Origin of the sequence: Pseudomonas sp. 14P_8.1_Bac3 (assembly GCF_025466085.1) — a bacterium.
Taxonomy (GTDB): domain Bacteria; phylum Pseudomonadota; class Gammaproteobacteria; order Pseudomonadales; family Pseudomonadaceae; genus Aquipseudomonas.
Genome location: NZ_JANLOD010000002.1, coordinates 41,105 through 67,764, shown reverse-complemented (window position 1 = coordinate 67,764; position 26,660 = coordinate 41,105). Strand labels below are relative to the sequence as shown.

The following is a 26,660-nucleotide window of genomic DNA, read 5'->3' as shown; positions in this document are numbered from 1 at the left end:
GGCCCACAAAATCAATAACAACAGGCTCGAATCAATGACACCCGCTACCGCGCAGTATCCACTTGCCATCCTGGTCGCCTTGGCCGCCGCCGGCATCACCCTCTCCGTCAATGCCGAAGAATCGGGTTTTGTCGAAGGGGCCAAGGTCAGCCTGAACCTGCGCAACTTCTACATCAACCGCAACTTCACCAACCCGACCAAAACCCAGGGCAAGGCTGAGGAGTGGACGCAGAGCTTCATCCTCGACGCCAAGTCCGGCTTCACCCAGGGCACGCTCGGGTTCGGCATGGATGTGCTGGGGCTGTACTCGGTGAAACTGGATGGCGGCCGCGGCACCGGTGGAACGCAGCTGCTGCCGCTGGACCATGACGGTCGCCCGGCGGACAATTTCGGCCGCAGCAATGTGGCGTTCAAGGCCAGGCTGTCACAGACCGAGGTGAAGGTCGGTGAATGGATGCCGGTGCTGCCAATCCTGCGCTCGGACGACGGTCGCTCGCTGCCGCAAACCTTCCGCGGTGGCCAGATCACTTCCAAGGAAGTCGACGGCCTGACGCTGTATGGCGGCCAGTTCCGCGCCAACAGCCCGCGGGACGACAGCAGCATGAGCGACCTGTCGATGACCGGCAAAGCGGCGTTCACTTCCGACCGCTTCAACTTCCAGGGCGGCGAATACCAGTTCAATGAAAAGCGCACCCAGATCGGGGTGTGGAACGCTGAGCTCAAGGACATCTACAGCCAGCAATACGTCAACCTGATCCACACCCAGCCGCTCGGCGACTGGACCCTGGGCGCCAATCTCGGATTCTTCTATGGCAAGGAAGACGGCAGCGCCCGCGCCGGCGACCTGGACAACAAGACCTGGTCGGGGATGTTCTCGGCGAAGTATGGCGGCAACACCTTCTACGTCGGCCTGCAAAAACTCACCGGCGACAGCGTCTGGATGCGGGTCAACGGCACCAGCGGCGGCACCCTGGCCAACGACAGCTACAACTCCAGCTACGACAACGCCCGGGAAAAATCCTGGCAGTTGCGTCATGACTACAACTTCGTCGCGCTGGGCATTCCCGGGCTGACGTTGATGAACCGCTACATCAGCGGTGAGAACGTGCACACCGGCACCGTCACCGACGGCAGGGAATGGGGGCGTGAAAGCGAACTGGGCTACACCGTGCAGAGCGGCGCGCTCAAGGACCTCAACGTCAAGTGGCGCAACTCGACCATGCGCCGCGATTACAGCAACAACGAGTTCGACGAGAACCGGTTGATCGTCAGCTACCCGATCAGTTTGTTGTAACCCGCGTCACCGCCTTCGCGAGCGAGCCCGCTCCCACACGGAAGCCTTGAGTGAACGCAAAATTCACGTTCACCGCGAACACTGTGGGAGCGGGCTTGCCCGCGAAAGCGTCAGCACAAACACCGCCAATCCCGAGGATCTACCCCCGCGATTCAACCCCCAATTCATCCCACACCGACTCTGCCAGATGAAACGTGGCATTCGCCGCCGGAATGCCGCAATAGATCGCGCTCTGCATAATCACTTCCTTGATCTCGCCGCGAGTCACGCCGTTGTTGGCGGCGGCGCGCAGGTGCAGCTTGAGTTCTTCGTTGCGGTTCATGCCGATCAGCATGGCGATGGTGATCAGGCTGCGGGTGTGGCGCGGCAGGCCCGGGCGGGTCCAGATGTCGCCCCAAGCGTGGCGGGTGATCATCTCCTGGAACTCCGAATTGAACTCGGTCAGCGCGTTCAGGCTGCGGTCGACATGGGCGTCGCCGAGCACGGCACGGCGGACGTTCAGGCCTTCGTCGTAACGTTGTTTCTCGTCCACGACATCCTCCTTAATGAGCCAACAGGAACGCCAGCACCCGGTCGCTGAAATCAGCGCCAGCCTGGACGTTGGACAGATGCGCCGCGTAGAACTCGGCGTACTCGGCACCCGGCACGTGGTCCTGGATGAAACGCCCACCGGCCGGCGGCGTCACCGCGTCTTCGGTCCCGGCGATGACCAGCAGCGGCACCTTGATCGCGGACAGCTGATCACGGAAATCGGCATCCCGCACCGCTGCGCAATTGGCCGCATAACCCTGCGGCGAAGTGGCGGCGAGCATGTCGGTAATCTTCTTCGCGGCAGCAGGATTGGCTTCGGCGAAGTCCGGCGTGAACCAGCGCGCAATCGACGCATCACGCAGCGCGACCATGGCCGCCGCGCCATCGCGCAGCACCGTTTCGATTCGCGGGTTCCAGATCGACGGATCGCCGATTTTCGCCGCGGTGTTGCACACCACCAGCGTGCGCAGGCGCTCACCGGCATTGATCCCCAGCCACTGGCCGATCAACCCGCCCATCGACAGACCGCAGAAATGCGCACGCTCAATGTGCAACGCGTCCAGCAGCGCCAGCACGTCGCGACCCAGTTGCTCAATGCTGTAGGGCCCTGGCGTGACCAGCGACTTGCCGTGGCCACGGGTGTCAAAACGCAGCACGCGGAACTGCCGGGTGAACGCATCGATCTGCGCGTCCCACATGTGCAGGTCCGTGCCCAGCGAGTTGGACAGCACCAGCACCGGCGCATCGTCCGGTCCATCGAGTTGGTAATTCAGTTCGCCCTCGGCGAGTTGTACGAAAGCCACAGCAATCTCCTTCAGGCAGTCAACGCAGAATGTTCCGCCACCGCTCGCTCGACCCAGGTATGGGCCTGACCGAGGTAGTGGGCGGGGTCCAGCAGATCATCGAGTTCAGTCGCCGACAGTTCGGCGGTCACCTGCGGCTCGTCGCCGAGGACGGCGCGCAAATGTCGCTGCTCGGCCACGGCGCGCTTGCAGCATTGCTCCAGTAGATGATGCGCGGTGTCGCGACCGACCCGTTGGGCGAGGACGATGCTCACCGCTTCGGCCAGCACCAGGCCCTGGGTCAGGTCGAGGTTGCGAGCCATGCGCGCGGCGTCCACTTCCAGGCCGTCCGCCACCAGCAACGCTTGCTTGAGGCTGCCGGACACCAGGCAGCAAATCTCCGGCAGGGTTTCCCACTCGGCATGCCACAGGCCCAGGCTGCGCTCGTGCTCTTGCGGCATCGCGCTGAACAGGGTCGAGAGCAGACCGGGCACCCGCGTCGCCGCACCGATCAGCACCGCAGCGCCCACCGGGTTGCGCTTGTGCGGCATGGTCGAAGAACCGCCCTTGCCCGGTGCCGCAGGTTCGAACACTTCGCCGGCTTCGGTCTGCATCAACAGGCTGATGTCGCGGCCGAGTTTGCCGAGACTGCCGGCGATCAATCCCAGTACCGACCCAAACTCCACCAGACGATCGCGCTGGGTGTGCCAGGGCTGGTCGGGCAAGCTCAGTTGCAACTGCGCGGCCAGCGCTTCGGCAATCGGCATTGCCTGCGCGCCGAGGGCCGCGAGGGTGCCGGAGGCGCCGCCGAATTGCAGCACCAGCAGACGCGGCTTGAGCTGTTGCAGACGTTGACGGCTACGGCTGATCGCGCCGAGCCAACCTGCGATCTTCATGCCCAGGGTGACCGGTGTCGCGTGTTGCAGCCAGGTGCGCCCCGCCAGCGGCGTGGCGACGAAACGCAAAGCCTGGGTCGCCAGGACTTCACCCAACTGCGCCAAATCGCGTTCAATCAATTCCAGCGCCAGGCGCAGTTGCAACACCAAACCGGTGTCCATGACGTCCTGACTGGTCGCGCCCAGATGCACGTAACGCTCGGCTTCGGCATCAGTGGCGGCAATCTGTTTGCCCAGCGCCTTGACCAACGGAATTGCCGAATTACCGGCCGTGGCGATCGCGTCGCCAAGGGCGGCGAAATCGTAATGCCCGGCGCGGCACGCCGCTTCGATCGGCGCCACCGCCGCCGACGGAATCAACCCGACCTGCGCTTCGGCCCGTGCCAGCGCTGCTTCGAAATCGAGCATGGCCTGGACCCGGCCCTGATCGCAGAACACCTCACGCATATCACGCGCAGTGAAATAGGCATCGAACAACTGATTGCCCGGTCGCTGGTTCATAGACAGTCCTTGAAGGCGTGGGCCGGTGCGGCCCACGCAGAGAGATCAAAGGTCGTGGTGCAAGTATTTGGCCTGCTTCGGCAGACGCAAGCTGAACAGAAACGCTACCGCCATCATCACCGTAACGTACCAGTAGAAGGAGTTTTCCATGCCGACCGCTTTCAGGCTCAGCGCGACGTATTCCGCCGAGCCACCGAAGATCGCATTCGCCACCGCGTAGGCCAGACCAACACCCAGGGCACGCACTTCCGGCGGAAACATTTCGGCCTTCACCAAGCCGCTGATCGAGGTGTAGAAACTGACGATCGCCAGCGCCACGGTGATCAGCACAAACGCCACAAACGGGCTGCCGACGCTTTTCAGGCTTAACAGAATCGGCACGGTGAACAGCGTCCCGAGGGCGCCGAACCAGAGCATCGAGTTACGCCGGCCGATCTTGTCGGCCAGCATGCCGAACAGCGGTTGCATGCACATGTACAGGAACAGCGCGCCGGTCATGATGTAACTGGCGGTCTTGGCCGGCATGCCGGCGGTGTTCACCAGGTACTTCTGCATGTAGGTAGTAAAGGTATAGAAAATCAGCGAACCGCCGGCGGTGTAGCCGAGCACGGTGATGAACGCGGCTTTGTGATCGCGGAACAACGCGCTGATGCTGCCGGCGTCCTTGTTTTCGCGCATTTCCTTGCTGGTGGTTTCCTTCAAGGAACGACGCAGGAACAGCGAGATCAACGCGGCCACGGCGCCGACCACGAACGGGATCCGCCAGCCGTAGGCACGCAGGTCATCTTCGGTGAGGAATTGTTGCAGGATCACCACCAGCGACACCGCCAGCAGTTGCCCGCCAATCAGCGTGACGTACTGGAACGAGGCGAAGAAACCGCGCTGGCCCTTGAGCGCGACTTCGCTCATATAAGTCGCGGTGGTCCCGTACTCACCGCCCACGGACAAGCCCTGAAGCAAGCGCGCGAACAGCAGCAGAATCGGCGCCCAGACACCGATGTCCTTGTACGTCGGCAGGCAAGCGATGAGCAATGAGCCGAAGCACATCATCAGAATCGAAATCAGCATCGAATTCTTGCGCCCGTGCTTGTCCGCGACACGGCCAAAAATCCAGCCGCCAATCGGCCGCATCAGGAAGCCCGCGGCGAACACGCCCGCCGTATTCACCAACTGCACAGTCGGGTTATCGGACGGAAAAAAAGCCGGTGCAAAATAAATCGCGCAAAAGGCGTAGACGTAAAAGTCGAACCACTCAACGAGGTTGCCGGACGAGGCACCGACAATCGCGAAGATGCGCTTGCTGCGCTCTTCGCCGGTGTAGTGCGAGGGAGTAGCGGTGGGGGTTGTCATTGTTTTTCACTCTTTGGGGACCAGTGACAGTCTAGACATACTTTGCAATAGTCCCGTTCCACAGATAGCCAAGCGACGAACATCTCTGTAGGAGCGAGCTTGCTCGCGATAGCGGTGTGCCAGGCGACCTGGTTATAGGTTGACGGACGCCATCGCGAGCAAGCTCGCTCCTACAGGGGAAGCGAAGTGCTCGATCAATAATCGAAGAACACCGTCTCGGCGTCAGTGCCCTGCAGAATCACATTCCACTGATAAACACCGCTCGCATCCTGCTTCGCCAGCAACGTGCCACGGCGTTCGGCCGGTACGCATTCCAGCAGCGGGTCCGACACATTCGCCGGCTCGCCATCAAAGTAGATGCGCGTCAGCAGGTGTTTCACCAAACCGCGGGCAAACACCAGCACCACCAAGTGCGGGGCCTGGGTCGTGCCTTTCAGCCCTTCGACCGTGCCCGGCTTGATCGTGGTGAAGCGGAAGCGCCCTTCGGCGTCCACCGGTATCCGGCCAAAACCTTCGAAGTTCGGGTCCAGGGGTTTGTCCTGATCGTCCTCGGGATGGTCGTACTTGCCGGCGGCGTTGGCCTGCCAGACTTCCAGCATGGCGTCGTTGACCACGTCGCCGTTGCCATCGACAACTTGCCCGGTGATTGCCACGCGCTCGCCGAGGGTTTGTTCGACGGTGAGGTTTTCGCGGTTCAGCCAGGTCAGGCCGATGTGGTAGTACGGCCCGACGGTGTGGGACGTGGTCGCAGTCAGCGTCATCTTATTTCTCCATCGGCGTGGCATCGCGGCCGCGCAAGACGATGTCCCAGCGATAACCGAGGGCGTAGGAAGGAATGGTTTTTTCCAGGTCGAAACTGGCGATCAGGCGCTCTTTCGCACGGGTGTCGGGTACGCAGTTGTAGATCGGGTCGTACGCCAGCAACGGGTCGCCCGGGAAATACATTTGCGTGACCAGCCGCGTGAGAATGCTCGGTCCGAACAGCGAGAAATGGATGTGCGCCGGGCGCCACGCGTTGTGGTGGTTGCCCCACGGATACGCGCCGGGCTTGATGGTCTGGAACTGATACCAGCCATCGGCATCGGTCACGGTGCGGCCGGTGCCGGTGAAGTTCGGGTCCAGCGGCGCATCATGCAGGTCGCGGGGGTGGTTGTAACGGCCGGCGGCGTTGGCCTGCCAGATCTCCACCAGAATGCCTGGCACCGGCAAACCGTTTTCATCCAGCACGCGGCCGTGAATGATGATGCGTTCGCCCTGTGGCTCGCCTTTGTGCTGGGCGGTCAGGTCGTTGTCCTTCTCGCTGACGCGCTCGGCTCCCACCGTCGGCCCGGTAATTTCCGACAGCGAATGGGGCAGAAACACCAACGGCTTGGACGGCGCGCGCCGGTTGGTGGATTGATACGTCGGGTGCAGGTACTCCGGCTGGGTGCCTTGCTGCGGGCGACGGTAACCAGGCTTGTCAGTCATTTCGCTTTCCTCTGTTCTTATCATCACGACCGAGGGTCAGACGCGTTCGATCGCCAGGGCCAGGCCCTGACCGACGCCGACGCACATGGTCGCCAGACCTCTTTTGCCACCGGTCTTTTCCAGCTGATGCAGAGCGGTCAGTACCAGACGCGCACCGCTCATGCCCAGCGGATGGCCCAAGGCAATGGCGCCACCGTTCGGGTTGACCTGAGCGGCGTCATCCGCCAGTCCCAGTTCACGCAACACCGCCAGACCCTGGCTGGCAAAGGCTTCGTTGAGTTCGATCACGTCGAATTCGCTGACGGCCAGGCCCAGGCGTTCAGTCAGTTTGCGCACCGCTGGCACCGGGCCGATGCCCATCACGCGTGGCGCGACCCCGGCACTCGCCATGCCCAGCACTTTTGCGCGGGCGGTCAGGCCGTGTTTTTTCACCGCGTCGGCGGAAGCCAGAATCAGCGCCGCCGCACCATCGTTCACGCCCGAAGCGTTGCCGGCTGTGACGGTTTTGTCCGGGCCGTTGACCGGCTTCAGTTTGGCCAGGGTCTCCAGCGTGGTGTCACGGCGTGGATGTTCGTCCTGGCTGACGACGGTTTCCCCTTTCTTGTGGGCAATTCGCACTTCGACGATTTCTTCAGCGAAAAATCCTGCGGCTTGCGCGGCGGCCGTGCGCTGTTGGCTGCGCAGGGCGAACGCGTCCTGATCCTCGCGGGACACGTGGTAATCGTCCGCCACGTTGTCAGCGGTTTGCGGCATCGCATCGACGCCGTACTGGGCTTTCATCAACGGGTTGATGAAACGCCAGCCGATGGTGGTGTCTTCCAGCTTCATGTTGCGCGAGAACGCCGCGTCGGCCTTGCCCATCACGAACGGCGCGCGCGACATCGACTCGACGCCACCGGCAATCGCCAGCTCCATTTCGCCGCTGGCGATGGCCCGGAATGCGGTGCCGACGGCATCCATGCCCGAAGCGCAGAGACGATTGAGGGTCACGCCGGGAATGCTTTCCGGCAGGCCCGCCAGCAGCAAGGCCATGCGCGCCACGTTACGGTTGTCCTCGCCAGCCTGGTTGGCGCAGCCGAGGAACACCTCGTCCACCGCGGTCCAGTCGACCGACGGGTTGCGTTCCATCAGTGCCTTGATCGGCACGGCGGCCAAATCGTCGGCGCGAACCGCCGACAGGCCACCGCCGAAACGGCCGATGGGGGTGCGAATGGCGTCGCAGATATAAACGTCACGCATCACGCTTCTCCGGGGGCTTGGCCGTGGGCGGCGGCGGTGCGGGCTTCCAGATCGCGGAGCGCCTTAAGTTCGACTTCGGTTGGCTCGGCGGTCTCTTCAACGGTGTCGGCGAAACGAATCGCCCAACCGGTGGCGGCGACCACTTGCTCACGGGTGACACCCGGGTGCAGCGCGGTGACCACGAATTCATGGCTGCCCGCTTCCGGTTCCATGATGCACAGGTCGGTGATGATGCCCACCGGACCAGCGCCCGGCAGCCCCAGCCGCTTGCGCGAATCGCCGCCCTCGCCATGGCCGACCGAGGTGATGAAGTCGAGCTTGTCGACGAACGAACGGGCCGACTGTTTGAGGATGATCAAAACGCTTTTGGCGGAACCGGCGATTTCCGGCGCGCCACCGGCACCCGGCAGACGCACTTTCGGTGCGTGGTAATCACCGACCACGGTGGTGTTGATGTTGCCGAAGCGGTCGACCTGCGCGGCGCCGAGAAAACCGACGTCAATGCGCCCGCCCTGCAGCCAGTAGCGAAAAATCTCACCGGTCGGGACGACAGTATCGGCGGTTTCCGCCAGCTCCCCATCACCGATCGACAGTGGCAATACGCTGGGCTTGGCGCCAATCGGGCCCGATTCGTAGATCAACACCACGTCCGGCGAGGACGTCAGGCGTGCGAGGTTGGCGGCTTTCGACGGCAAGCCGATGCCGACGAAGCAGACGGAACCGTTCTTCAAACGCCGGGCGGCGGCGACGGTCATCATTTCATTGGTAGTGTAAGTCATTACTTCGCCTCCGTAGCAGCGGCCAGCTTGGCCTGGAACTCGCTGAAGTCAGCGCAGCCGTGGATGTACTCGTTGATCCACGCGGTGAAGGTGTCACGGTCGCGGGCAATCGGGTCCCAGGCCTGGTAGAAACGGTTGTCGCGTTCGTTGTAACCGTGGGCGTAGGAAGGATGCGCACCGCCAGGGACGTGGCAGACCGCGCTCAGGGCCCAGGTCGGCAGCACGCAGGAATTCATCGGCGCATTGAGGTCGTCGACGATTTCTTCGACGGTGACGATGCAACGCTTGGCAGCCAGCGCGGCTTCTTTTTGAACACCGAGAATGCCCCAGAGCAGCACGTTGCCTTTACGGTCGGCTTTCTGCGCGTGAATCACGGTGATGTCCGGGCGCACCGACGGCACGGCGGCGAGCACTTCGCCCGTGAACGGGCAGGTGACGGTCTTGATCAGCGGGTTGACCTTCGGCAGGTCGGAACCGGCGTAGGCGCGCAGCACCGCGAACGGCAGGCCGGAGGCGCCCGCGACGTAGGCGTTGGCCAGGTCGGCGTGGCTGTGTTCTTCGATTTCCAGTGCGTGCGGCCATTGCTTCTCGACCGCGTCACGCAGACGGTGCAGCGACCCGACACCCGGGTTGCCGCCCCAGGAGAAAATCAGCTTGCGAGCACAACCGGCACCGATCAACTGGTCGTAGATCAGGTCAGGCGTCATCCGTACCAGCGTCAGATCTTTCTTGCCCTGACGAATGATTTCATGACCCGCCGCCGTAGGGATCAGGTGGGTGAAGCCTTCGAGCGCGACGGTATCGCCGTCGTTGACGAATTGCTTCACCGCGTCGTGCAGCGAAAGGATTTCAGCCATGGGGCAGGCTCCCGTTTTGTTTGAACCGACAGTGGATGAAAGGGCGCGATGCGCGCGCCGGATGACTGAAGAGTAAGCCTGGAGAAAACCTCAAACAATCCGATAATCGACTAAGTGTTCGTTTATCGAACATATTGTTGTCTTGCTACTCATCCCGTCTTAGCACCGGGGCCGCCTGCCTTCGTGAGCATCATCAGGTCGCATCCGCATGACTGACCATGCCCTTGATCACCACCGCGATGGTCGCCACCGCCGCCGGAATCACCAACGCCGTCAGCACTTGTTCAAAATTCCAGCCCAACCCGAGCAAGGTCGCCCCCATCCACGCCCCCAGAATCGCGCCGAACCGACCAATCCCGAGCATCCACGACACCCCGGTCGCCCTGCCCTGGGTCGGATAAAACCGTGCCGCCAGCGAAGGCATCGCCGACTGCGCGCCGTTGACACACATGCCGGCGACCAGCACCAGGGTTGCCAGCACTGTGATGTGGCCCAGGCTCTGCCCCACCGCGTAGGCAAAGACCCCGGCCAGCAGGTAGAAAATGCCGATGACCTTGTGCGGATTGAACCGGTCCATCGCCCAGCCCACACCCACGGCGCTCAACACGCCGCCCAATTGGAACAGCGCGCCGATGAACGCTGCCTGCTCCATGCTCGCACCGCTGTCGCGCATCAGGGTCGGCAGCCAACTGGTCAGCAGATAAACAATCACCAGGCCCATGAAGTAGGTGAGCCACAACAGCAAGGTGCCGGCGCTGTAAGTCTCGGAGAAGATCACCGCGAAGACGTTGCGCGCCTTCACGGTTTTCTGTTCCGGCACGCTGAAGCTGGAGGCCTGGGCGACCACGGTCGGAGCAATCGGTGCCAGGGTCTTGCGCACTTTGTCGGTGCCACGGTTGCGCACCACCAGGTAACGCGCCGATTCCGGCAACCAGAGCAGTAACACGACCGCGAGGATCAGCGGCAGAATCCCGCCGATCAGCAGCAGGCTGTGCCAGCCGAACGCAGGAATCAGCTTGGCGGAAATAAATCCGCCACCGGCCATGCCGAGGTTGAAGCCGCAGAACATGCTGGTCACCAGCAGGGATTTCTTGCGCTCCGGGGTGTACTCCGACAGCAGCGTCGTGGCGTTCGGCATACCGGCACCAAGGCCCAGACCGGTGAGGAAACGCAGCACCAGCAATTGGTCGACGCTGCTGCTGTAGGCAGAGGCCAGGCTGAAGGCGCCGAACAGCAGTACGGCGCCCACCAGTACGACTTTTCGCCCGAAGCGGTCAGCCAACGGGCCGGAACCCAGTGCGCCGAAGACCATGCCGATCAACGCGGCACTCATCACCGGGCCGAGGCTGGCGCGATCGATACCCCAGTCCTGGGACAGCGCGGGCGCGATGAAGCCCATGGCCGCGGTGTCGAGGCCGTCGAGAAAGACAATCAGGAAACACAGGATCACCACTCGCCACTGGTAGCGCGAAATGGGTTGAGCATTGATGAAGGACTGCACGTCAAGGCAGTGACCTACAACAGACTGAGGCTGGTTCATTATTTTTATTCCACGCAAGAACGCAGTCGGACAGGTGCCAGCCAGGCTGGCGCTGCCGCGACATTAGTGATCTTGGGGAAAGTGCGTCAATTCATCCGACACGAGTTTGGGCGATTATCGAACAGCTTAGGCAAACAGCTGCGCACTGAGGTTGCGACTGGCCGCCAACAGACCCGGCAGGAAACGCTGCTCCAGCTCGTTGCGGCTGACCCGGCCGGCGTGAGTGCTGACGTTTAGCGCCGCCACCACTTGCCCGGAGGCGTCGTATACCGGAACAGCGATTGAACGCAGGCCCTGCTCCAGTTCCTGATCGACAATGCACCAGCCTTGTTGCCGCACTTCCTGCAGGCAGGAGAGCAGCGCTTCGGGGGTGTGCAAGGTTCGACTGGTCTTGGCTTGCAGATCGGCATGGTCGAGGTATTCACGCAGCGACGTATCGTCCAGCGCCGCGAGCAGAATGCGGCCCATGGAGGTGCAATACGCCGGGAGGCGCCCGCCCACGGACAGGTCAACGGAAATCAGCCGCTGGGTGGTCGCCGAGCGAGCGATGTACAAAATGTCCTCGCCTTCCAGGGTGGCCATGTTGCAGGCCTCGTGGAGTTGCTCGCTCATGCGGTCGAGATACGGCTGGGCCGACACCGCCAGCGGGGTCGAGGACAGATAGGCATGGCCGAGGGTCAACACTTTGGGCAGCAGCGAATAGGTGCGGCCGTCGGTGGTGGCGTAGCCGAGTTTGATCAGCGTGTGCAGGCAACGTCGCACGGCGGCGCGGGGAATTTCCGTGCGATGGCTGATCTGGGCGATGGTCAGGTGCCGTTTGCGTTCCTGGAACGCTTGCACCACCGCGAGGCCACGGGCCAGGGACGTCATGAAGTCCGGGTCGCCGGTCAGGGCCTGAATCCGCTTGGCGGGCGACGCGACGATCGGCGGCGCCACTGAAGCGAAGGAATTGCGCATTTGCTCGTTCATATCAGGTCCTTTTTCCCACACGGATCAGTGACGGTTATTACAAGCGGCTGCGGTTCGCCAGACAAGCCACAAACAGCCAAGATTGGGCGATTATCGAACCGCCGCTCGATAATCGCAATCGACGTCTTTTATTCACGACTTTTTTGCGGAGCAGGTTTTGGCCGCCTCTTAATAGGTTGTTTGCCGCGCTTGAACCTGGCGTTAAAGGCCCCATGTTATGTCTTAACTTGCTCGACTTAATGGCGTCAGAAAGACAGCGGCGCCAAAAAACTTGCAAGTAATAAAACGATCACACATCAAGATCCACTTTTAACTGTTTGCCGATAGTGTTCTTCAAATCGACCGCTATAATGCAACTCAGCGGCGCTCCGGTTTTCTATCAACCGGTTCGCCACTGGTAGCGCGATGTTCCATCGTGGCTACCCGCAGCAGCGCCTTACGCTCATTTCAAATGCTCCGACAAGGCGCTCGCTGAAACAGGAAACTGATGCTACGTCAGCTGTTTTGCTCTGGTGCCGTGGCCGCCTGCAACATGGAAGTATTGACTGTCGTACCGTAGACGATGCCTTTACCGGGATTGTCCCGTCGGCGAGCGTGGTCAGTAGATTTGATGCAGCGCGATTTACCAGAATTAATCTCAACCCATACAGGTAGCACTGTGACGAAAGACGAACTGCGCGCGGAACTTGAGCGCCAGGAACAACGTTACAAGGAAGTTTACGGCGGGGAAGTCACCACCTACGCCGCTCAGCCCGAACCGGAACGCAAACCCTGGCGTAAACGCGCCACCGTTCAGGATCAGGCGTTTACCCAGGAACTGCAGAAGATGGAAAAGGAACTCAAAGCCGAAGAGCCATGATTGCCTCGGCTTGATTCCTTCCAGGGGCCTGCGTCTGCCACCGCTAAAAGCGGGATGCATTGATGTTGCCATTCGCGCCCGCTACGAGCGGGCAGCGGTCACCTCATCTATCTGATGAGGCAAATGGTTCATGTCTGGCCCTCTTCTCAGATATTTCATACAAGTCCCTTCGCCCCTCGCGTCTTCGAGAGAAAGCCGTGTGCCTGCGGCCTTTCCAAAGAAATTCAAGTACTTGCAACACCTCGCAACGACCCCGTCGCTGGGGTATTGCTGCAAGATAATTCGTTGAAGAATGTTACCGATGAGCAGCTAGTGCATCGATTGGCAGTCTTTTCTGGCATAATCGCGCCCCCTTATGACCGGGTCAGAAAACCTTCATGATCGATTTATTCAGCGGACTGGATGCTTGGGTGCTTGTGAGCCTCTTGCTCGCCCTCGCCTTTGTCCTCGCCTTCGAGTTCATCAACGGCTTTCATGACACCGCTAACGCGGTTGCCACTGTTATCTACACCAAAGCCATGCCGCCGCATCTGGCCGTGTTCTTTTCCGGTGTGTTCAACTTTCTCGGCGTTCTGCTGGGCGGTGTTGGTGTGGCGTATGCCATCGTCCACCTGCTGCCGGTGGAACTGCTGATCAACGTGAATACCGGTCACGGACTGGCAATGGTGTTCTCGTTGCTGGCCGCCGCCATCGCCTGGAACCTGGGCACCTGGTACTTCGGTATCCCGGCCTCCAGCTCCCACACGCTGATCGGGTCGATCCTCGGGGTGGGCCTGGCCAACGCCCTGATCAACGATATTCCGTTGGCCGATGGCGTGAACTGGCAGAAAGCGATCGATATCGGCGCCTCCCTGGTGTTTTCGCCGATGGCCGGTTTCCTGATCGCGGCCCTGATCTTGATCGGCCTGAAATGGTGGCGCCCACTGTCGAAGATGCACAAGACGCCGGAACAGCGCCGCAAGATTGACGACAAAAAGCATCCGCCGTTCTGGAACCGTCTGGTGCTGGTGATTTCGGCCATGGCCGTGAGCTTCGTGCACGGTTCCAACGACGGCCAGAAAGGTATCGGCCTGATCATGCTGGTGCTGATCGGTATTGTCCCGGCGCAGTTCGTACTCGACCTCGGCAGCACTACTTACCAGATCGAGCGGACTCGCGACGCAACCCTGCACCTGAGCCAGTTCTACAAGCGCAACGGCGATACCCTGGGTGAATTCCTGGCGCTGGGCAAAAGCGTGGAAGGCGATCTGCCGGAGAAATTCCGTTGCAACCCGCAACAGACCGAACCGACCATCGCCGCTCTGCTCGACACCCTCAAAGGTGTCGCCGACTACCATTCGCTGTCGTCGGAAAGCCGTATCGAAGTGCGTCGCTACCTGCTTTGCCTGGATGACACGGCGAAGAAAGTCAGCAAGCTCCCAGGCCTTGCGGCCCGTGAAAAGGCTGACCTCGACAAGCTGCGCAAGGACTTGACCACTACCACCGAGTACGCCCCGTTCTGGGTGATCCTCGCGGTTGCACTGGCCCTCGGCCTGGGCACCATGGTCGGCTGGAAGCGCGTGGTCCTGACCATCGGCGAAAAGATCGGCAAGCAAGGCATGACGTATTCACAAGGCATGTCGGCCCAGATCACCACCGCAAGCCTGATCGGCCTGGCCAACATCTTCAGCCTGCCGGTGTCCACCACCCACGTCCTGTCTTCGGGCGTGGCCGGCACCATGGTCGCCAACAAAAGCGGCCTGCAAGGCGGTACTGTCAAAACCATCCTGCTGGCCTGGGTCCTGACCCTGCCAGCCACCGTTGCCCTGTCGGCTGGCCTGTTCTGGCTAGCGTCGAAGGCACTGGGCAGCTGATACATCGCTGCAACGAAAAAGGCGCGTTCCGTGAGGTTCGCGCCTTTTTCATGCCCGCATAAACCGCTGCGTACGACGTGAGTTTTTTCTGCGCAAAAAAAAAGGGCAACCGAAGTTGCCCAAAATGCCTTGCGTGCTCATTGCTCAAGAAAGACCTACGGTTTTCTCCGCTTGTGCGCATCTTTCCAGATAAAAAATCCAAACCCTGCGAAAAACAGAACCATGAGGCTGACCGTCAGCACTCCGGCGATCACCACGTTGTCGAGAAACATGACTGGCCTCCTGCTCTTGCCTTGTTGCGATGGAGCTAAGGTAACCCATCAGGCAGGGCAGAAAATTGACCGGGGTCAATGTCGCCCGAGACTGGGCGCAAAGAAGGGGGGAAAACTGATCTGCATCAAAAAGATGCGGGGGGAGTCAACGCTTTTTCGGTTTGTTCTTCGGCTTCTTCTTCGCCTTACCCAGCGGCAGGGCTTGCTCAAAAGCCTGACGCACTTCATTCAGGCGTTTTTCATTGAGGTCATGAACACGCTTGGCGCGTTCCGAATTGAGGTCGATCAGCTTGTCGTCTTGGCTCATGGCGTTCATTGCGTCGTGTGAAATGGAAGTCGATTGCCCGATCCCTCGGCAGGATTACGCCAATAATGCGGTCTGGCGTCGGTGCTGACCAGCCACCCGTGTAACGGTGACTTAACAAAATATATGCCCGAGCGTTTTTTTCCCCGCACAATCGCGTTTTTGCGATGGACCCAAAGGACCCGCGCCGTGGAATTGCACCAGGATCTGCCGCCCTTGATGGCCCTGCGCGCCTTCGAGGCCGTGGCCCGCCATTTGAGCTTCATCAAGGCCGCCGATGAATTGTCGGTCACCCAGAGCGCCATCAGCCATCAAGTGCAGAAACTGGAGCAGTTCCTGAACCAGCGGCTGTTTATCCGTCGCACCCGCGCCATCGATCTGACACCGGCCGGCGAAGCGTACTACCGGCAGATTCAACCGTCCCTGCAAGCCATTGCCTCGGCCACTCGCGAACTGCGCCGCCACGATCGGCATGAAACCACCCTGCGCATCGGCCTCCTCGCCTCGTTCGCGACGCTGTGGCTGGCACCGCGCCTGGCCGGATTCAATGCACGTTATCCGCACATCCATGTCGAACTGCTGCCTTCGGTTGAATTGGCCGACGTTGGCGGCGGCGAAGTTGACCTGGCGATTCGCTATGGCAAGGGCGGCTGGCCGAGAGTCCGGACTCGCCGTTTCATGGTGGAAACGTTGACGCCAGTGTGCAGCCCGACGTTCAAAGCCCAAGGCAACGACAAGGGCCCGTTGCTCATGGCCAAGTCCCAGCAACCTTTCGAGTGGATCGACTGGAGCACGCAAAACGGCGTCGACCTCAGCCATTACCCCAGCGTGATGCTCCACGACTACAACATCGTCGTCGAAGCCGCCGTGGCCGGCCAAGGCATCGCCATGGGCCGTCGTCATTTGATCGACCGTCGGCTCAAGGAAGGTGCACTGGTGGAAGCCTTCGATACCCCGCCCTTCATCAGTGAAATCGGTTATTGGCTGGTCACTCCCGAACGCCCGGCGAGCGAGGCGGCCGAATGCTTCAGCCAGTGGATCGGCGAAATCGCCGACGCATGAGTTATTTGGATACATCGGATTAAATCTATCCGTTTGTCCCGCTTGCCGGACGCCAACATGCTGAAGCCCTCATTCCGGAGGACTCACCATGACCCATTCGCTCGCCCAACGCGTCCAGCAACTCGGCCTGACACTGCCGACGCCGAGCCAGCCGATCGCCAATTACGTCAACCATGTGTTCAGCCAGAACCAACTGTTCATCTCTGGCCAGATCCCTATGCAGAATGGCAAACCGGCGTTCATCGGCCGGCTCGGCGAATCGATCTCCGATGAAGAAGGCGCTAACGCCGCCGAACTCGCGGCCCTGGGCCTGCTCGCGCAGCTGAGCGACGCACTCGGCGATGACCTGTCGAATTTGGCGCGCATCATCCGCCTCGGCGTGTTCATTGCCAGCGCCCCGGATTTCCAGCGCCAGGGCGCCGTGGCCAACGGCGCGTCCAACCTGCTGGTCAACGCACTCGGCGAGAAAGGCCGGCACGTGCGCACGGCCGTAGGGGTTTCGAGCCTGCCCGGCGGTGTGGCGGTGGAAATTGACGCGGTTTTCGAGTTGCAGCCATGAATGCCGCCGAAGTGGAGCGGTTGCGGGCGGCCACACCGGGTTGCGCCAGCGTGATTCACTTCAACCACGCTGGCGCTTCGTTGCCCAGCCAGGCCACCCTCGACGCCATCATCGAGCAGCTGCAACGCGAAGCCAGCGCCGGCCCCATGGAAGCCGCCGACCAGAGTGTCCAAGCCCGCGCCCGCAACGCGGCGGCCCAACTGCTCAACGCCCACACCGAAAACATCGCGTTCGCCAGCAGCGGCTCGGCGGCGTGGGGCATGGCGTTCAATGCGTTGGGCCCGTGGCAGTCAGGCGATCGGATTCTGCTCGGACGCCATGAATGGGGCGGCAACCTGGCCTGCATGAGCCGAGCCGTCAACGCCGGAGCGCGCCTGGAGATCATTCCCTGCGATGAAACCGGCGCGGTATCGGTGACCGCGCTCCAGCAGATGATCGATCCCAAGGTCAAGCTGATCGCCCTGACCTGGCTGCCGGCCAACGGCGGCCTGATCAACCCGGCCGAAGCGATTGGCGCCGTGGCGCGCCAGCACGGAGTGCCCTACTTCATCGACGCCGGCCAGGCGCTCGGGCAACTGCCCTGCGATGTTCAGGCGTTGAACTGCGATGTGCTCAAGGGCGCCGGGCGCAAATTTCTGCGGGGCCCGCGGGGCACGGCGCTGATGTACATCAAGCCGGGATTTCTCGAACGATTGGTTCCCGGCCAACTGGACGTGCTGTCCGCGCCCTGGGACGGCGAAGGCTTCACGGTGCGCGACGATGCGCGGCGCTTTGAAACCAGCGAAGTGTCGGTGGCGCTGTTGGCCGGTCTGGCCAATGCGCTGGAGGAATTCAACCAGTTGGGGGCAACGCGCATTCGCCAGCGCATCGACGGATTGTCCCGGCAGCTGCGAGAACGCCTCGCGGCGATCAGCGGGCTGACGCTACACAATCTAGGGCCAGCGGATCGGCAATCGGGCTTGATCGCCTTCACGCTCAAGGGCTGGGACAGTGTCGATTTGAAGCAGCAACTGGCCCGGCGAGGGATCAACATCGGCGCCAATGGCGTGGCCTATACGCCGCTGGACATGCAGGCACGCGGCTTGGAAAGCCTCGCGCGGATTGCCGTCAGCTACCTCAACACCGAAGATGAACTGGACCTATTGCTGAACGCGTTGCGCGAGTTGTCCACCCCACGAAGCTAGATCTGGATGTCGACCCACAAGCCCTGGCGCGGCTGGTCTTCAATCAGCGGCGCCACCGGGACGGTGTTGTCGGCGTTGAGTTCGTCGCCTGGAATCGCCAGGTGTTCGGCCGGATCTTCATCGGCTTCACGGCGGCGGCGCTGTTGCTCTTGCTTGCGGCGCTGCTCTTCGCGCAGTTGAAAAGCCGCCTCTTCCGGGTCGCGCTGTTGCAGGTCGATGGTGCTGTCACTGGAGCTTTCCTGCACCGGCACGACCGGCGGAATGTCCGGGCGCTGGCGGATCGGGTCCTGCTGTGAAGTGATCGGCACGGCACTCAAGGGGAGCATCGGTGGCAGCATAATTATCAGTCTCCTGTCAGCAGGGTGTCGGCTGCGAGGATGGCGACTTGAGCCGCCGGTCGCAAACTGTGACCCATCACACACTGTAGGAGCGAACTTGCTCGCGAAAAATTCAGGAAAACGTATTTCTACAGGTTGCACGCGCCACGTTAACGTCCTTCGCGAGCAAGCGCGCCCCTACGGGAGTTATCCTTTGGCCCTGAAGCCCTCATTCCGTTAAGATAGCCCGCTTTTTCAAGGTGGGAGTCAGGCAGCATGGCGCAGCAGTATCAACCGGGGCAACGCTGGATCAGTGACAGCGAAGCCGAGCTGGGTTTAGGCACCGTTCTGGCACAGGACGGCCGCTTGTTGACCGTGCTCTACCCGGCCACTGGCGACACTCGCCAGTACGCGCTACGGAATGCGCCCCTCACCCGCGTGCGGTTTTCGCCGGGCGACTCGATCACTCACTTCGAAGGCTGGAAACTGACCGTACAGGAAGTCGACGACGTCGATGGCCTGCTGGTCTATCACGGCCTCAACGCGCAGAACGAAGTGGTTACCCTGCCGGAAACCCAGTTGTCGAACTTCATTCAGTTCCGTCTGGCCAGCGACCGTCTGTTCGCCGGGCAGATCGACCCGCTGGCCTGGTTCTCCCTGCGCTACCACACCCTGGAACACACCAGCCGCCAATTGCAGTCCTCGCTCTGGGGCCTGGGCGGCGTGCGTGCACAACCGATCGCGCACCAGTTGCACATCGCCCGTGAAGTCGCCGACCGCATTGCGCCGCGGGTTCTGCTGGCGGACGAAGTCGGTCTGGGCAAGACCATCGAAGCCGGCCTGGTGATCCATCGCCAACTGCTTTCGGGTCGCGCCAACCGCGTGTTGATCCTGGTCCCGGAAAACCTCCAGCACCAGTGGCTGGTGGAGATGCGCCGCCGCTTCAACCTGCAGGTCGCGCTGTTCGACGAAGAACGCTTTATCGAAAGCGATGCCGCCAACCCGTTCGAAGACACCCAACTGGCACTCGTGGCGCTGGAGTGGCTGGTGGAAGACGAGAAGGCCCAGGACGCGCTGTTCGCCGCCGGCTGGGACCTGATGGTCGTCGACGAAGCGCACCACCTGGTGTGGCACGAAGACAAGGCCAGCCCGGAATATTCGCTGGTCGAACAACTCGCCGAAGTCATCCCTGGCGTCTTGCTGCTGACCGCAACCCCGGAACAACTGGGTCAGGACAGCCACTTCGCGCGTCTGCGCCTGCTCGATCCCAACCGTTTTCACGACCTGCATGCCTTCCGCGCCGAAAGCGAAAACTATCGCCCGGTGGCCGAAGCGGTTCAGGAGCTGCTGGACCAAGGGCGCCTGTCGCCCGAAGCGCACAAGACCATTCACGGCTTCCTCGGCAACGAAGGCGAAGCCTTGCTGACCGCGGTCAATGACGGCGACACCGAAGCCAGTGCCCGCCTCGTCCGCGAACTGCTGGACCGCCACGGCACCGGCCGCGTGCTGTTCCGTAACACCCGCGCCGCGGTGCAGGGTTTCCCGGAACGCAAACTTCACCCCTACCCGCTGCCGTGCCCGGACGAATACCTCGAACTGCCGCTGGGCGATCATGCGGAGCTGTACCCGGAAGTCAGCTTCCAGGCTCAGCCGGACGCCAATGAAGAAGAGCGCTGGTGGAAATTCGATCCGCGCGTCGAATGGCTGATCGACACGCTGAAGATGCTCAAGCGCACCAAAGTGCTGGTGATCTGCGCCCACGCCGAAACCGCGATGGACCTGGAAGACGCCCTGCGCGTGCGCTCCGGCATCCCTGCGACGGTGTTCCACGAGGGCATGAACATCCTCGAGCGTGACCGCGCCGCCGCTTACTTCGCCGACGAAGAATTCGGCGCGCAAGTGCTGATCTGCTCGGAAATCGGCAGTGAAGGTCGCAACTTCCAGTTCTCGCATCACTTGGTGCTGTTCGATCTGCCGTCCCACCCGGACCTGCTGGAACAGCGGATCGGTCGTCTGGACCGGATCGGCCAGAAACACATCATCGAACTGCACGTGCCCTACCTGGAAACCAGCCCGCAAGAGCGCCTGTTCCAGTGGTATCACGAAGCCTTGAACGCGTTCCTCAATACCTGCCCGACCGGCAATGCCCTGCAGCATCAGTTCGGCCCGCGCCTGCTGCCGTTGCTGGAAAATGCCGATGACGGCGAGTGGCAAGCGCTGATCGACGAAGCCCGCGCCGAGCGCGAACGTCTGGAAGCCGAGCTGCACACCGGTCGCGACCGCCTGCTGGAGCTCAATTCCGGTGGCGCTGGCGAAGGCGATGCGCTGGTCGAGGACATTCTTGAGCAAGACGATCAGTTCACCCTGCCGATCTACATGGAAACCCTGTTCGATGCATTCGGCATCGACAGCGAAGACCATTCGGAAAACGCGCTGATCCTCAAGCCCAGCGAAAAAATGCTCGACGCCAGTTTCCCGTTGGGCGACGACGAAGGCGTGACCATCACCTACGACCGCAACCAGGCGCTGTCTCGCGAAGACATGCAGTTCATTACCTGGGAACACCCGATGGTGCAGGGCGGCATGGACCTGGTGCTGTCCGGTTCCATGGGCAACACCGCCGTGGCGCTGATCAAGAACAAGGCGCTGAAACCGGGCACCGTGTTGCTGGAGTTGCTGTACGTCAGCGAGGTGGTGGCGCCGCGCTCGCTGCAACTGGGCCGCTACCTGCCGCCAGCCGCTCTGCGCTGCCTGCTCGATGCCAACGGCAATGACCTGTCGGCCCGGGTGTCGTTCGAGACCCTGAACGATCAACTGGAAAGCGTGCCGCGTGCCAGCGCCAACAAGTTCATCCAGGCCCAGCGCGATCAACTGACGCCACGGATCAACGCCGGCGAAGAAAAAATCGCCCCGCGTCACGCCGAGCGGGTGGACGAGGCGAAGCGTCGCCTGGCCGCCGATACCGACGAAGAACTGGCGCGCCTGACCGCGTTGCAAGCGGTCAACCCGACCGTGCGCGACAGTGAACTGGTCGCCTTGCGCAATCAACGTGAGCAGGGTCTGGCCATGCTGGATAAGGCAGCACTGCGACTGGAAGCGATTCGGGTATTGGTGGCGGGTTAAGCCGCCCTGCTTCGCCGCTGAAGAAGAAGGCCCGCAGTGATGCGGGCCTTTTTATTGGGTCAAATTTTGCGCTGCTGCCTATGGCCTCTTCGCGAGCAAGCCCGCTCCCACATTTGGAATGCATTTTTCCTTGTGGGAGCGGGCTTGCTCGCGAAGGCGGTCAAGCAGTCACCACGCAACCCCCTGGCTCAACCACCGCCACCAACCCTTCTTTCATCCGCTTGGCATCACGCACAAAACACCGCGACGCCAGGAACAGAAACACCATGGTGAAAAACAGCGCCACCGGGATCAGGTACATCGCGTCATGCAAGCCGATGGCCTTGAACGCTTCGGTCATCTGCTCGGCACCGGCCGCCAGCATCGCCGTGTGTGCGAAATGATCGGACAGGCCACCGACCACCACAGGCCCCAAACCACCGCCGAGCAAATACAAGCCGGCAAAGAACAGCGCCATGGCCGTGGCGCGCAGGCGCGGTTCGACCACGTCCTGAATCGCCGTGTAAACGCAGGTATAGAAGTTGTAGGCGAACAACCAGCCGACGCTGAACACCGCCACGAATACGCCGATTTCGATGCGCCCGGCGTGCAGTGCCCACGCGGTGCAAACCGTCGAGACGATGAGGCTGAACGCGGCAAACAGCAGTCGCCCGTTCGCCACCCGCTGGTGAATCTTGTCCGCGACCCAACCACCCAATGTCAGGCCAAACAGCCCCGTCACCCCGACGATGACGCCCGTCGCCACGGCCGCCTCATGCAACGGCATCAGGAAATACCGCTGCAGCATCGGCACCAGAAACGAGTTGCACGCATACGTCGCGAAGTTGAAGCACAGCCCCGCCATGACCAGCCACAGGAAGGTCGGCACCGCCAGCACCCGGCGGATCGGCCGGTCCACACGTTCCTGGGAGACTTGCACCGTTTCCGCCGCACCGCGTTTCGGCTCTTTGATGAAAAACATGAAGATCGCCAGGATCAGCCCCGGCACGGCCGCGATGAAAAACGGTGCACGCCAGCTATCAAACGCCTTGACCATCCAGCCGATGGTGAAGAACGCCAGGAGCAACCCCAATGGCAGCCCCAGCATGAAAATACCCATCGCCCGCGCTCGGCGGTGAGCGGGGAACAGGTCGCCGATCAGCGAGTTGGCGGCCGGTGCATAACTGGCCTCACCGATGCCGATGCCCATGCGCACCAGCAGGAAACTCCAGAAGCTGCCGACCAGGCCGTTGACGGCGGTCAGCCCGCTCCAGGCGGCCAGGCCCCAGCCCATCAGTTTGGCGCGCGAACCGGTATCGGCCATCCGCCCCAGCGGCAGCCCGGCAATTGCGTAGACGATGGTGAATGCCGTGCCGATGATCCCCAGTTGAAAGTCACTGAGGTGCCATTCCATGCGGATCGGCTCGATGATGATGGCCGGAATCGTGCGATCGAAGAAGTTGAACAGGTTGGCCAGGAACAGCAGGAACAGAATGCGCCAGGCATTCGCCGCTTGGGTCGAGTTCTGCATGGGTCCGTCTCTTTTTATTGTTATTGGGCTTCACTGCCGTCGCATCCGAGCCCGGAACCTGCAATCTAGTGAGGCCTAGCGGACCTGTCTGTCATTATTTGTAAAGCTGATACCGCTTCATGGCAGTCGCCGCGGCGAATGCAACAAATTATTTCCAATCGCTCTAAGTCTCATTCCAAAATAATTTGAACCAATGTGCCACTATGCCTTGCGCCGTTTGTACGGGCTCTATACTCCAACGCATTCGCCAACATTCAATGGCGTGAACCAGGACGAACACGGGGCATGCTATGGAATGGCTTGGTTTGCATTTTGTCACCGAGCTGACCTCGAACGGACAAGTCGTCCTCAATTGCACACATGATCCCTTTCTGGTGCTGCTGGCCTATCTGGTGGCCTGCGTGGGCGGCTTCGCCACGCTGGACATGGCCGAACGCGTCGGTCATTCGGAAAAGCCTGCCTCCCAGCGGATCTGGCGCTGGGTCGGCGCCGCCTGTCTCGCCGGTGGGATCTGGGCCATGCATTTCATCGGCATGCTGGCGTTTCAGGCGCCGGTCGAAATTCACTACGAGCTGCCCGTCACCCTGGCCTCCCTGCTGATCGCCCTGCTCGCCTCATGGCTGGCGATGCACGCCCTCAGTCACCCGTGCCTGAGCACGCGGCAATACGTCCAGGCCTCGATCTGCATTGGCCTGGGCATCACCGCCATGCATTACGTGGGCATGTCGGCCATGCGTTCAAACGCGGTCGCCTATTACCAACCGGCGCTGTTCGGTCTTTCCATCGTGATCGCCATTGGCGCCAGCCTCGCGGCGCTGTTGCTGTCGAGTCGTCTGCGCAACGGCTCCGGCGTGCTGCACCAACTGTTCAAATTCAGCGCCAGCCTGATCCTCGGGGCGGGCATTATCAGCATGCATTTCACCGCCATGGCCGCCTTCCGCCTGGTGCTGCCGAGCGGCAGCCCGCTGACGTTGCCCGGCGAGAACGATCACCTGCAACTGGGGCTGACGGTGGCAGTGATCACGCTGCTGATCATCGGCAGCAGCATCAGTGCCGCCCTGGCGGACAAGAAACTGCAACACAAGGAGCGCGACCTGCAACGGGTCAATACGTTGCTCAGCCAACTGGATCAGGCGCGCATGTCGCTGCAACACGTGGCGAACTACGACGCCCTCACCAACCTGATCAACCGCCGTGGCTTCAATCAGATATTCGCCGAGAAGCTGCTCGAGAAAACCAATGAAGGCGGCATGCTCGGGGTGATGTTCCTCGATATCGACCACTTCAAGCGGATCAACGACAGCCTCGGTCATGATGCCGGCGACGAATTGCTCAAGGTCCTGGCCCAGCACATCAAGAGCTCGGTACGCAGCCACGATGATGTGGTGGCACGCTTCGGTGGCGATGAGTTCTGCCTGCTGATCAGCCTGCATGATCGTGAAGAAGCGCGGCACATGGCCCAGCGCATCATGTTGAAAATGAAGGAGCCGATCGAGCTGGCGGGGCGGCGCATGGTCATGACCACCAGCATTGGTATCAGCCTGTTTCCACACGACGGCACGACCTGCGAAGAACTGCTGAAACACGCCGACCTGGCGCTGTATCAATCCAAGGGTAGCGGTCGCAACGGCCTGAATTTCTTCAGTCCAAACCTGAAGACCCGTGCCACGATGGAACTGCAGCTGGAGGAAGAGCTGCGTCATGCGCTGCGCGAAAACACCGGGCTGCTGCTCTATTACCAGCCGATCTATGACCTGAAAACCGGACGGGTCAGCAAGCTTGAAGCGCTGGTGCGCTGGCAACATCCGCTTCACGGACTGCTGGCGCCGGACCGGTTCATCGCCATCGCGGAAAACAACGGCCTGATCGCCGAGCTGGACAACTGGGTCCTGCGCAAAGCCTGCGAGGACCTGGCCGAATTGTCGCGCCAAGGCTGCGAGGCCCTGCGTATCGCCGTGAATTGCTCGCCGCTGAACCTGGCGCGCGAGGACCTGGCCGAGGAAATTGAAAACGCGCTACGGGCGGCCGGCGTCGCGCCGCAACGGCTGGAGCTGGAAGTGACCGAGAACGCGTTGATGAACAACATCGCCGACACCCTGGTGTTGCTGCGCCAGATCCGCGCCCTTGGCGTTTCGCTGTCCATCGACGACTTCGGCACCGGTTATTCCTCGCTCGCCTACCTCAAGCGCCTGCCGCTCAACACGCTGAAGATCGATCGCTCATTCATCCAGGACATCCCCATGGCCACCCAGGACATGGAGATCGTCCAGGCGATCATCGTCATGGCCCACACGCTGCATTTGCAGGTGGTCACCGAAGGGGTCGAAACGCCCGAGCAATACGCGTTTCTCGAGCGTAACGGTTGCGATTTCGTCCAGGGCTACCTGCTCAGCCGCCCGGTGCCACTGGCCGACCTACGCCCGGTGCTGCACGAACTCAACCAGCGCAAACAGGCGCATGCCTTCAGCCCTCTGAGCCTGGCTCGCGGTACAGCTTCACTAACGTCGAAGGATCCTTTTCCAGAAATCCCTGGCTCCCATGCAGGCGCATCAGTTGTGCTGCCAATCCGCTGATCGGTGTGGCCGAGCCCTGTTCACGGGAAAATTTCACCGCGGTGTCGAGGTCCTTGAGCAGTGTGCGCACGTGCCATTTCACCGGTTCGAAGCGGCTGTCGGCCATCTGCGGAGCGAGGATCTGCAAGGGTTTCGAATCGGCAAAACCACCCGCCAGCGCTTCGGCGATCAGGCTGGCCTGCACACCGGAGCGCTCGGCCAGCGCCACCACTTCTGCGATGACCAGCGCGTTGCAGGCCACGATCATCTGATTGCAGGCCTTGGTCACCTGCCCTGCCCCGACCGCGCCCATATGGGTGACGCGCTGACCAAGACTCAGCAGCACCGGCCGGACGCGTTCGAGGTCCGCCGCTTCGCCACCCACCATGATCGCCAGACTACCGGCTTCGGCGCCGACAACGCCGCCGGACACCGGAGCGTCCAGCCAGCTCATGCCGGTCTGGCTGACCAACTGCGCCGCCATTTCCCGGGTCGCGGTGGGTTCCAGGCTGGAAAAATCCACCAGTAACTGACCGCTTTTCCCACCCTCGGCAACGCCGCCCGGACCAAACACCACTTCACGCACCACGGCGGTGTCCGCCAGACACAACATCAGCACATCGGCGTGCTGGCACAGTTCGGCCGCCGTGGCGACCTGTCGGGCACCGGCCTCCACCAGCGGCGCACATTTGGCCGGATTGCGGTTCCACACCGTCAGCGGATACCCCGCAGCCAGCAGGCGGCGACACATTGGCAAGCCCATCAGGCCGATTCCGGCAAAACCCAACGAAGGTAGGGTTGACATCATTTGGCCTCCTTTCTGATTAAAGATCGCCAAATATTGGCCGATCCATCATGAC

The 26,660-nt window shown here is 61.6% G+C and carries 24 protein-coding genes; 8 read left to right on the top strand and 16 right to left on the bottom strand.

Annotation, left to right across the window (positions count from 1 at the left end):
* Positions 1-34: 34 nt before the first annotated feature.
* Positions 35-1,294, top strand: a complete 1,260-nt coding sequence (locus tag NTD84_RS00645; protein WP_262162717.1) for an OprD family porin — start codon at positions 35-37, stop codon at positions 1,292-1,294.
* A 139-nt stretch (positions 1,295-1,433) separates the two neighbouring features.
* On the opposite strand, the gene pcaC is transcribed toward NTD84_RS00645, so the two are convergent.
* From pcaC to pcaR, 11 genes are all read right to left on the bottom strand, one after another.
* Positions 1,434-1,826, bottom strand: a complete 393-nt coding sequence (gene pcaC, locus NTD84_RS00640; protein ID WP_262162715.1) for a 4-carboxymuconolactone decarboxylase — start codon at positions 1,824-1,826, stop codon at positions 1,434-1,436.
* Positions 1,827-1,836: 10 nt separating this feature from the next.
* On the bottom strand, positions 1,837-2,628 hold the full coding sequence (pcaD, locus tag NTD84_RS00635) for a 3-oxoadipate enol-lactonase (protein ID WP_262162714.1): 792 nt from the start codon (positions 2,626-2,628) through the stop codon (positions 1,837-1,839).
* A gap of 11 nt (positions 2,629-2,639) precedes the next feature.
* Positions 2,640-4,004, bottom strand: a complete 1,365-nt coding sequence (locus NTD84_RS00630; RefSeq protein ID WP_262162712.1) for a 3-carboxy-cis,cis-muconate cycloisomerase — start codon at positions 4,002-4,004, stop codon at positions 2,640-2,642.
* A 45-nt stretch (positions 4,005-4,049) separates the two neighbouring features.
* Positions 4,050-5,354, bottom strand: a complete 1,305-nt coding sequence (locus NTD84_RS00625) for an MFS family transporter (RefSeq protein WP_262162710.1) — start codon at positions 5,352-5,354, stop codon at positions 4,050-4,052.
* 194 nt (positions 5,355-5,548) lie between these two features.
* Positions 5,549-6,115 carry a protocatechuate 3,4-dioxygenase subunit alpha gene (gene pcaG / locus NTD84_RS00620; protein ID WP_262162707.1) on the bottom strand — a complete coding sequence of 189 codons (567 nt, stop codon included), beginning with the start codon at positions 6,113-6,115 and terminating at the stop codon, positions 5,549-5,551.
* Between the two features lies 1 nt (position 6,116).
* Positions 6,117-6,821, bottom strand: coding sequence for a protocatechuate 3,4-dioxygenase subunit beta (gene pcaH, locus NTD84_RS00615; RefSeq protein WP_262162705.1), 705 nt, complete (start codon positions 6,819-6,821; stop codon positions 6,117-6,119).
* Positions 6,822-6,857: 36 nt separating this feature from the next.
* A complete protein-coding gene (gene pcaF / locus NTD84_RS00610; protein WP_262162704.1) occupies positions 6,858-8,063 on the bottom strand; it encodes a 3-oxoadipyl-CoA thiolase in 1,206 nt (401 codons plus the stop codon).
* The gene (locus NTD84_RS00605; protein ID WP_262162703.1) at positions 8,060-8,839 is read right to left on the bottom strand and encodes a CoA-transferase subunit beta; all 780 of its coding nucleotides are present in this window, start codon (positions 8,837-8,839) and stop codon (positions 8,060-8,062) included. The genes pcaF and NTD84_RS00605 overlap by 4 nt, the downstream gene beginning before the upstream one ends.
* Positions 8,839-9,696: a CoA transferase subunit A gene (locus NTD84_RS00600; protein WP_262162701.1), complete on the bottom strand. Its 858-nt coding sequence runs from the start codon at positions 9,694-9,696 to the stop codon at positions 8,839-8,841. The genes NTD84_RS00605 and NTD84_RS00600 overlap by 1 nt, the downstream gene beginning before the upstream one ends.
* 193 nt (positions 9,697-9,889) lie before the next feature.
* Positions 9,890-11,236, bottom strand: a complete 1,347-nt coding sequence (locus NTD84_RS00595; RefSeq protein WP_262162699.1) for an MFS transporter — start codon at positions 11,234-11,236, stop codon at positions 9,890-9,892.
* A 126-nt stretch (positions 11,237-11,362) separates the two neighbouring features.
* Complete coding sequence (gene pcaR / locus NTD84_RS00590) at positions 11,363-12,205, bottom strand: pca regulon transcriptional regulator PcaR (protein ID WP_262162698.1); 843 nt, start codon at positions 12,203-12,205, stop codon at positions 11,363-11,365.
* 658 nt (positions 12,206-12,863) lie between these two features.
* On the opposite strand from pcaR, the gene NTD84_RS00585 reads away from it, so the two are divergent.
* Together NTD84_RS00585 and NTD84_RS00580 are read left to right on the top strand one after the other, a co-directional pair.
* Complete coding sequence (locus NTD84_RS00585; protein ID WP_007935837.1) at positions 12,864-13,064, top strand: hypothetical protein; 201 nt, start codon at positions 12,864-12,866, stop codon at positions 13,062-13,064.
* Positions 13,065-13,441: 377 nt separating this feature from the next.
* Entirely contained in the window at positions 13,442-14,917 is a 1,476-nt protein-coding gene (locus NTD84_RS00580; protein WP_262162695.1) for an inorganic phosphate transporter, read from the top strand.
* A 155-nt stretch (positions 14,918-15,072) separates the two neighbouring features.
* On the opposite strand, the gene ccoM is transcribed toward NTD84_RS00580, so the two are convergent.
* Positions 15,073-15,189: a cytochrome c oxidase subunit CcoM gene (gene ccoM / locus NTD84_RS29865; RefSeq protein WP_315975554.1), complete on the bottom strand. Its 117-nt coding sequence runs from the start codon at positions 15,187-15,189 to the stop codon at positions 15,073-15,075.
* Between the two features lie 145 nt (positions 15,190-15,334).
* On the bottom strand, positions 15,335-15,496 hold the full coding sequence (locus NTD84_RS00575) for a hypothetical protein (RefSeq protein ID WP_262162692.1): 162 nt from the start codon (positions 15,494-15,496) through the stop codon (positions 15,335-15,337).
* A 186-nt stretch (positions 15,497-15,682) separates the two neighbouring features.
* Between NTD84_RS00575 and NTD84_RS00570 the strand changes: the two genes are divergently transcribed.
* From NTD84_RS00570 to NTD84_RS00560, 3 genes are all read left to right on the top strand, one after another.
* Positions 15,683-16,555 carry a LysR substrate-binding domain-containing protein gene (locus NTD84_RS00570; protein ID WP_262162690.1) on the top strand — a complete coding sequence of 291 codons (873 nt, stop codon included), beginning with the start codon at positions 15,683-15,685 and terminating at the stop codon, positions 16,553-16,555.
* Positions 16,556-16,643: 88 nt separating this feature from the next.
* Positions 16,644-17,114: a RidA family protein gene (locus NTD84_RS00565; protein WP_262162689.1), complete on the top strand. Its 471-nt coding sequence runs from the start codon at positions 16,644-16,646 to the stop codon at positions 17,112-17,114.
* A complete protein-coding gene (locus tag NTD84_RS00560) occupies positions 17,111-18,298 on the top strand; it encodes an aminotransferase class V-fold PLP-dependent enzyme (protein WP_262162688.1) in 1,188 nt (395 codons plus the stop codon). The genes NTD84_RS00565 and NTD84_RS00560 overlap by 4 nt, the downstream gene beginning before the upstream one ends.
* Here the strand turns inward: NTD84_RS00560 and NTD84_RS00555 are convergent.
* Positions 18,295-18,636, bottom strand: coding sequence for an aspartate-semialdehyde dehydrogenase (locus NTD84_RS00555; RefSeq protein WP_262162687.1), 342 nt, complete (start codon positions 18,634-18,636; stop codon positions 18,295-18,297). The genes NTD84_RS00560 and NTD84_RS00555 overlap by 4 nt on opposite strands.
* 255 nt (positions 18,637-18,891) lie before the next feature.
* On the opposite strand from NTD84_RS00555, the gene rapA reads away from it, so the two are divergent.
* Entirely contained in the window at positions 18,892-21,738 is a 2,847-nt protein-coding gene (gene rapA / locus NTD84_RS00550) for an RNA polymerase-associated protein RapA (RefSeq protein WP_262162686.1), read from the top strand.
* 160 nt (positions 21,739-21,898) lie between these two features.
* Here rapA and NTD84_RS00545 read toward each other — a convergent pair whose 3' ends face one another.
* Positions 21,899-23,248 (bottom strand): spinster family MFS transporter, encoded by a 1,350-nt coding sequence (locus NTD84_RS00545; protein ID WP_262162684.1) that lies wholly within the window; start codon positions 23,246-23,248, stop codon positions 21,899-21,901.
* 290 nt (positions 23,249-23,538) lie between these two features.
* On the opposite strand from NTD84_RS00545, the gene NTD84_RS00540 reads away from it, so the two are divergent.
* Complete coding sequence (locus NTD84_RS00540) at positions 23,539-25,821, top strand: putative bifunctional diguanylate cyclase/phosphodiesterase (RefSeq protein WP_262162683.1); 2,283 nt, start codon at positions 23,539-23,541, stop codon at positions 25,819-25,821.
* On the opposite strand, the gene NTD84_RS00535 is transcribed toward NTD84_RS00540, so the two are convergent.
* Positions 25,712-26,608, bottom strand: coding sequence for an NAD(P)-dependent oxidoreductase (locus NTD84_RS00535; RefSeq protein ID WP_262162681.1), 897 nt, complete (start codon positions 26,606-26,608; stop codon positions 25,712-25,714). The genes NTD84_RS00540 and NTD84_RS00535 overlap by 110 nt on opposite strands.
* Positions 26,609-26,660 lie beyond the last annotated feature (52 nt).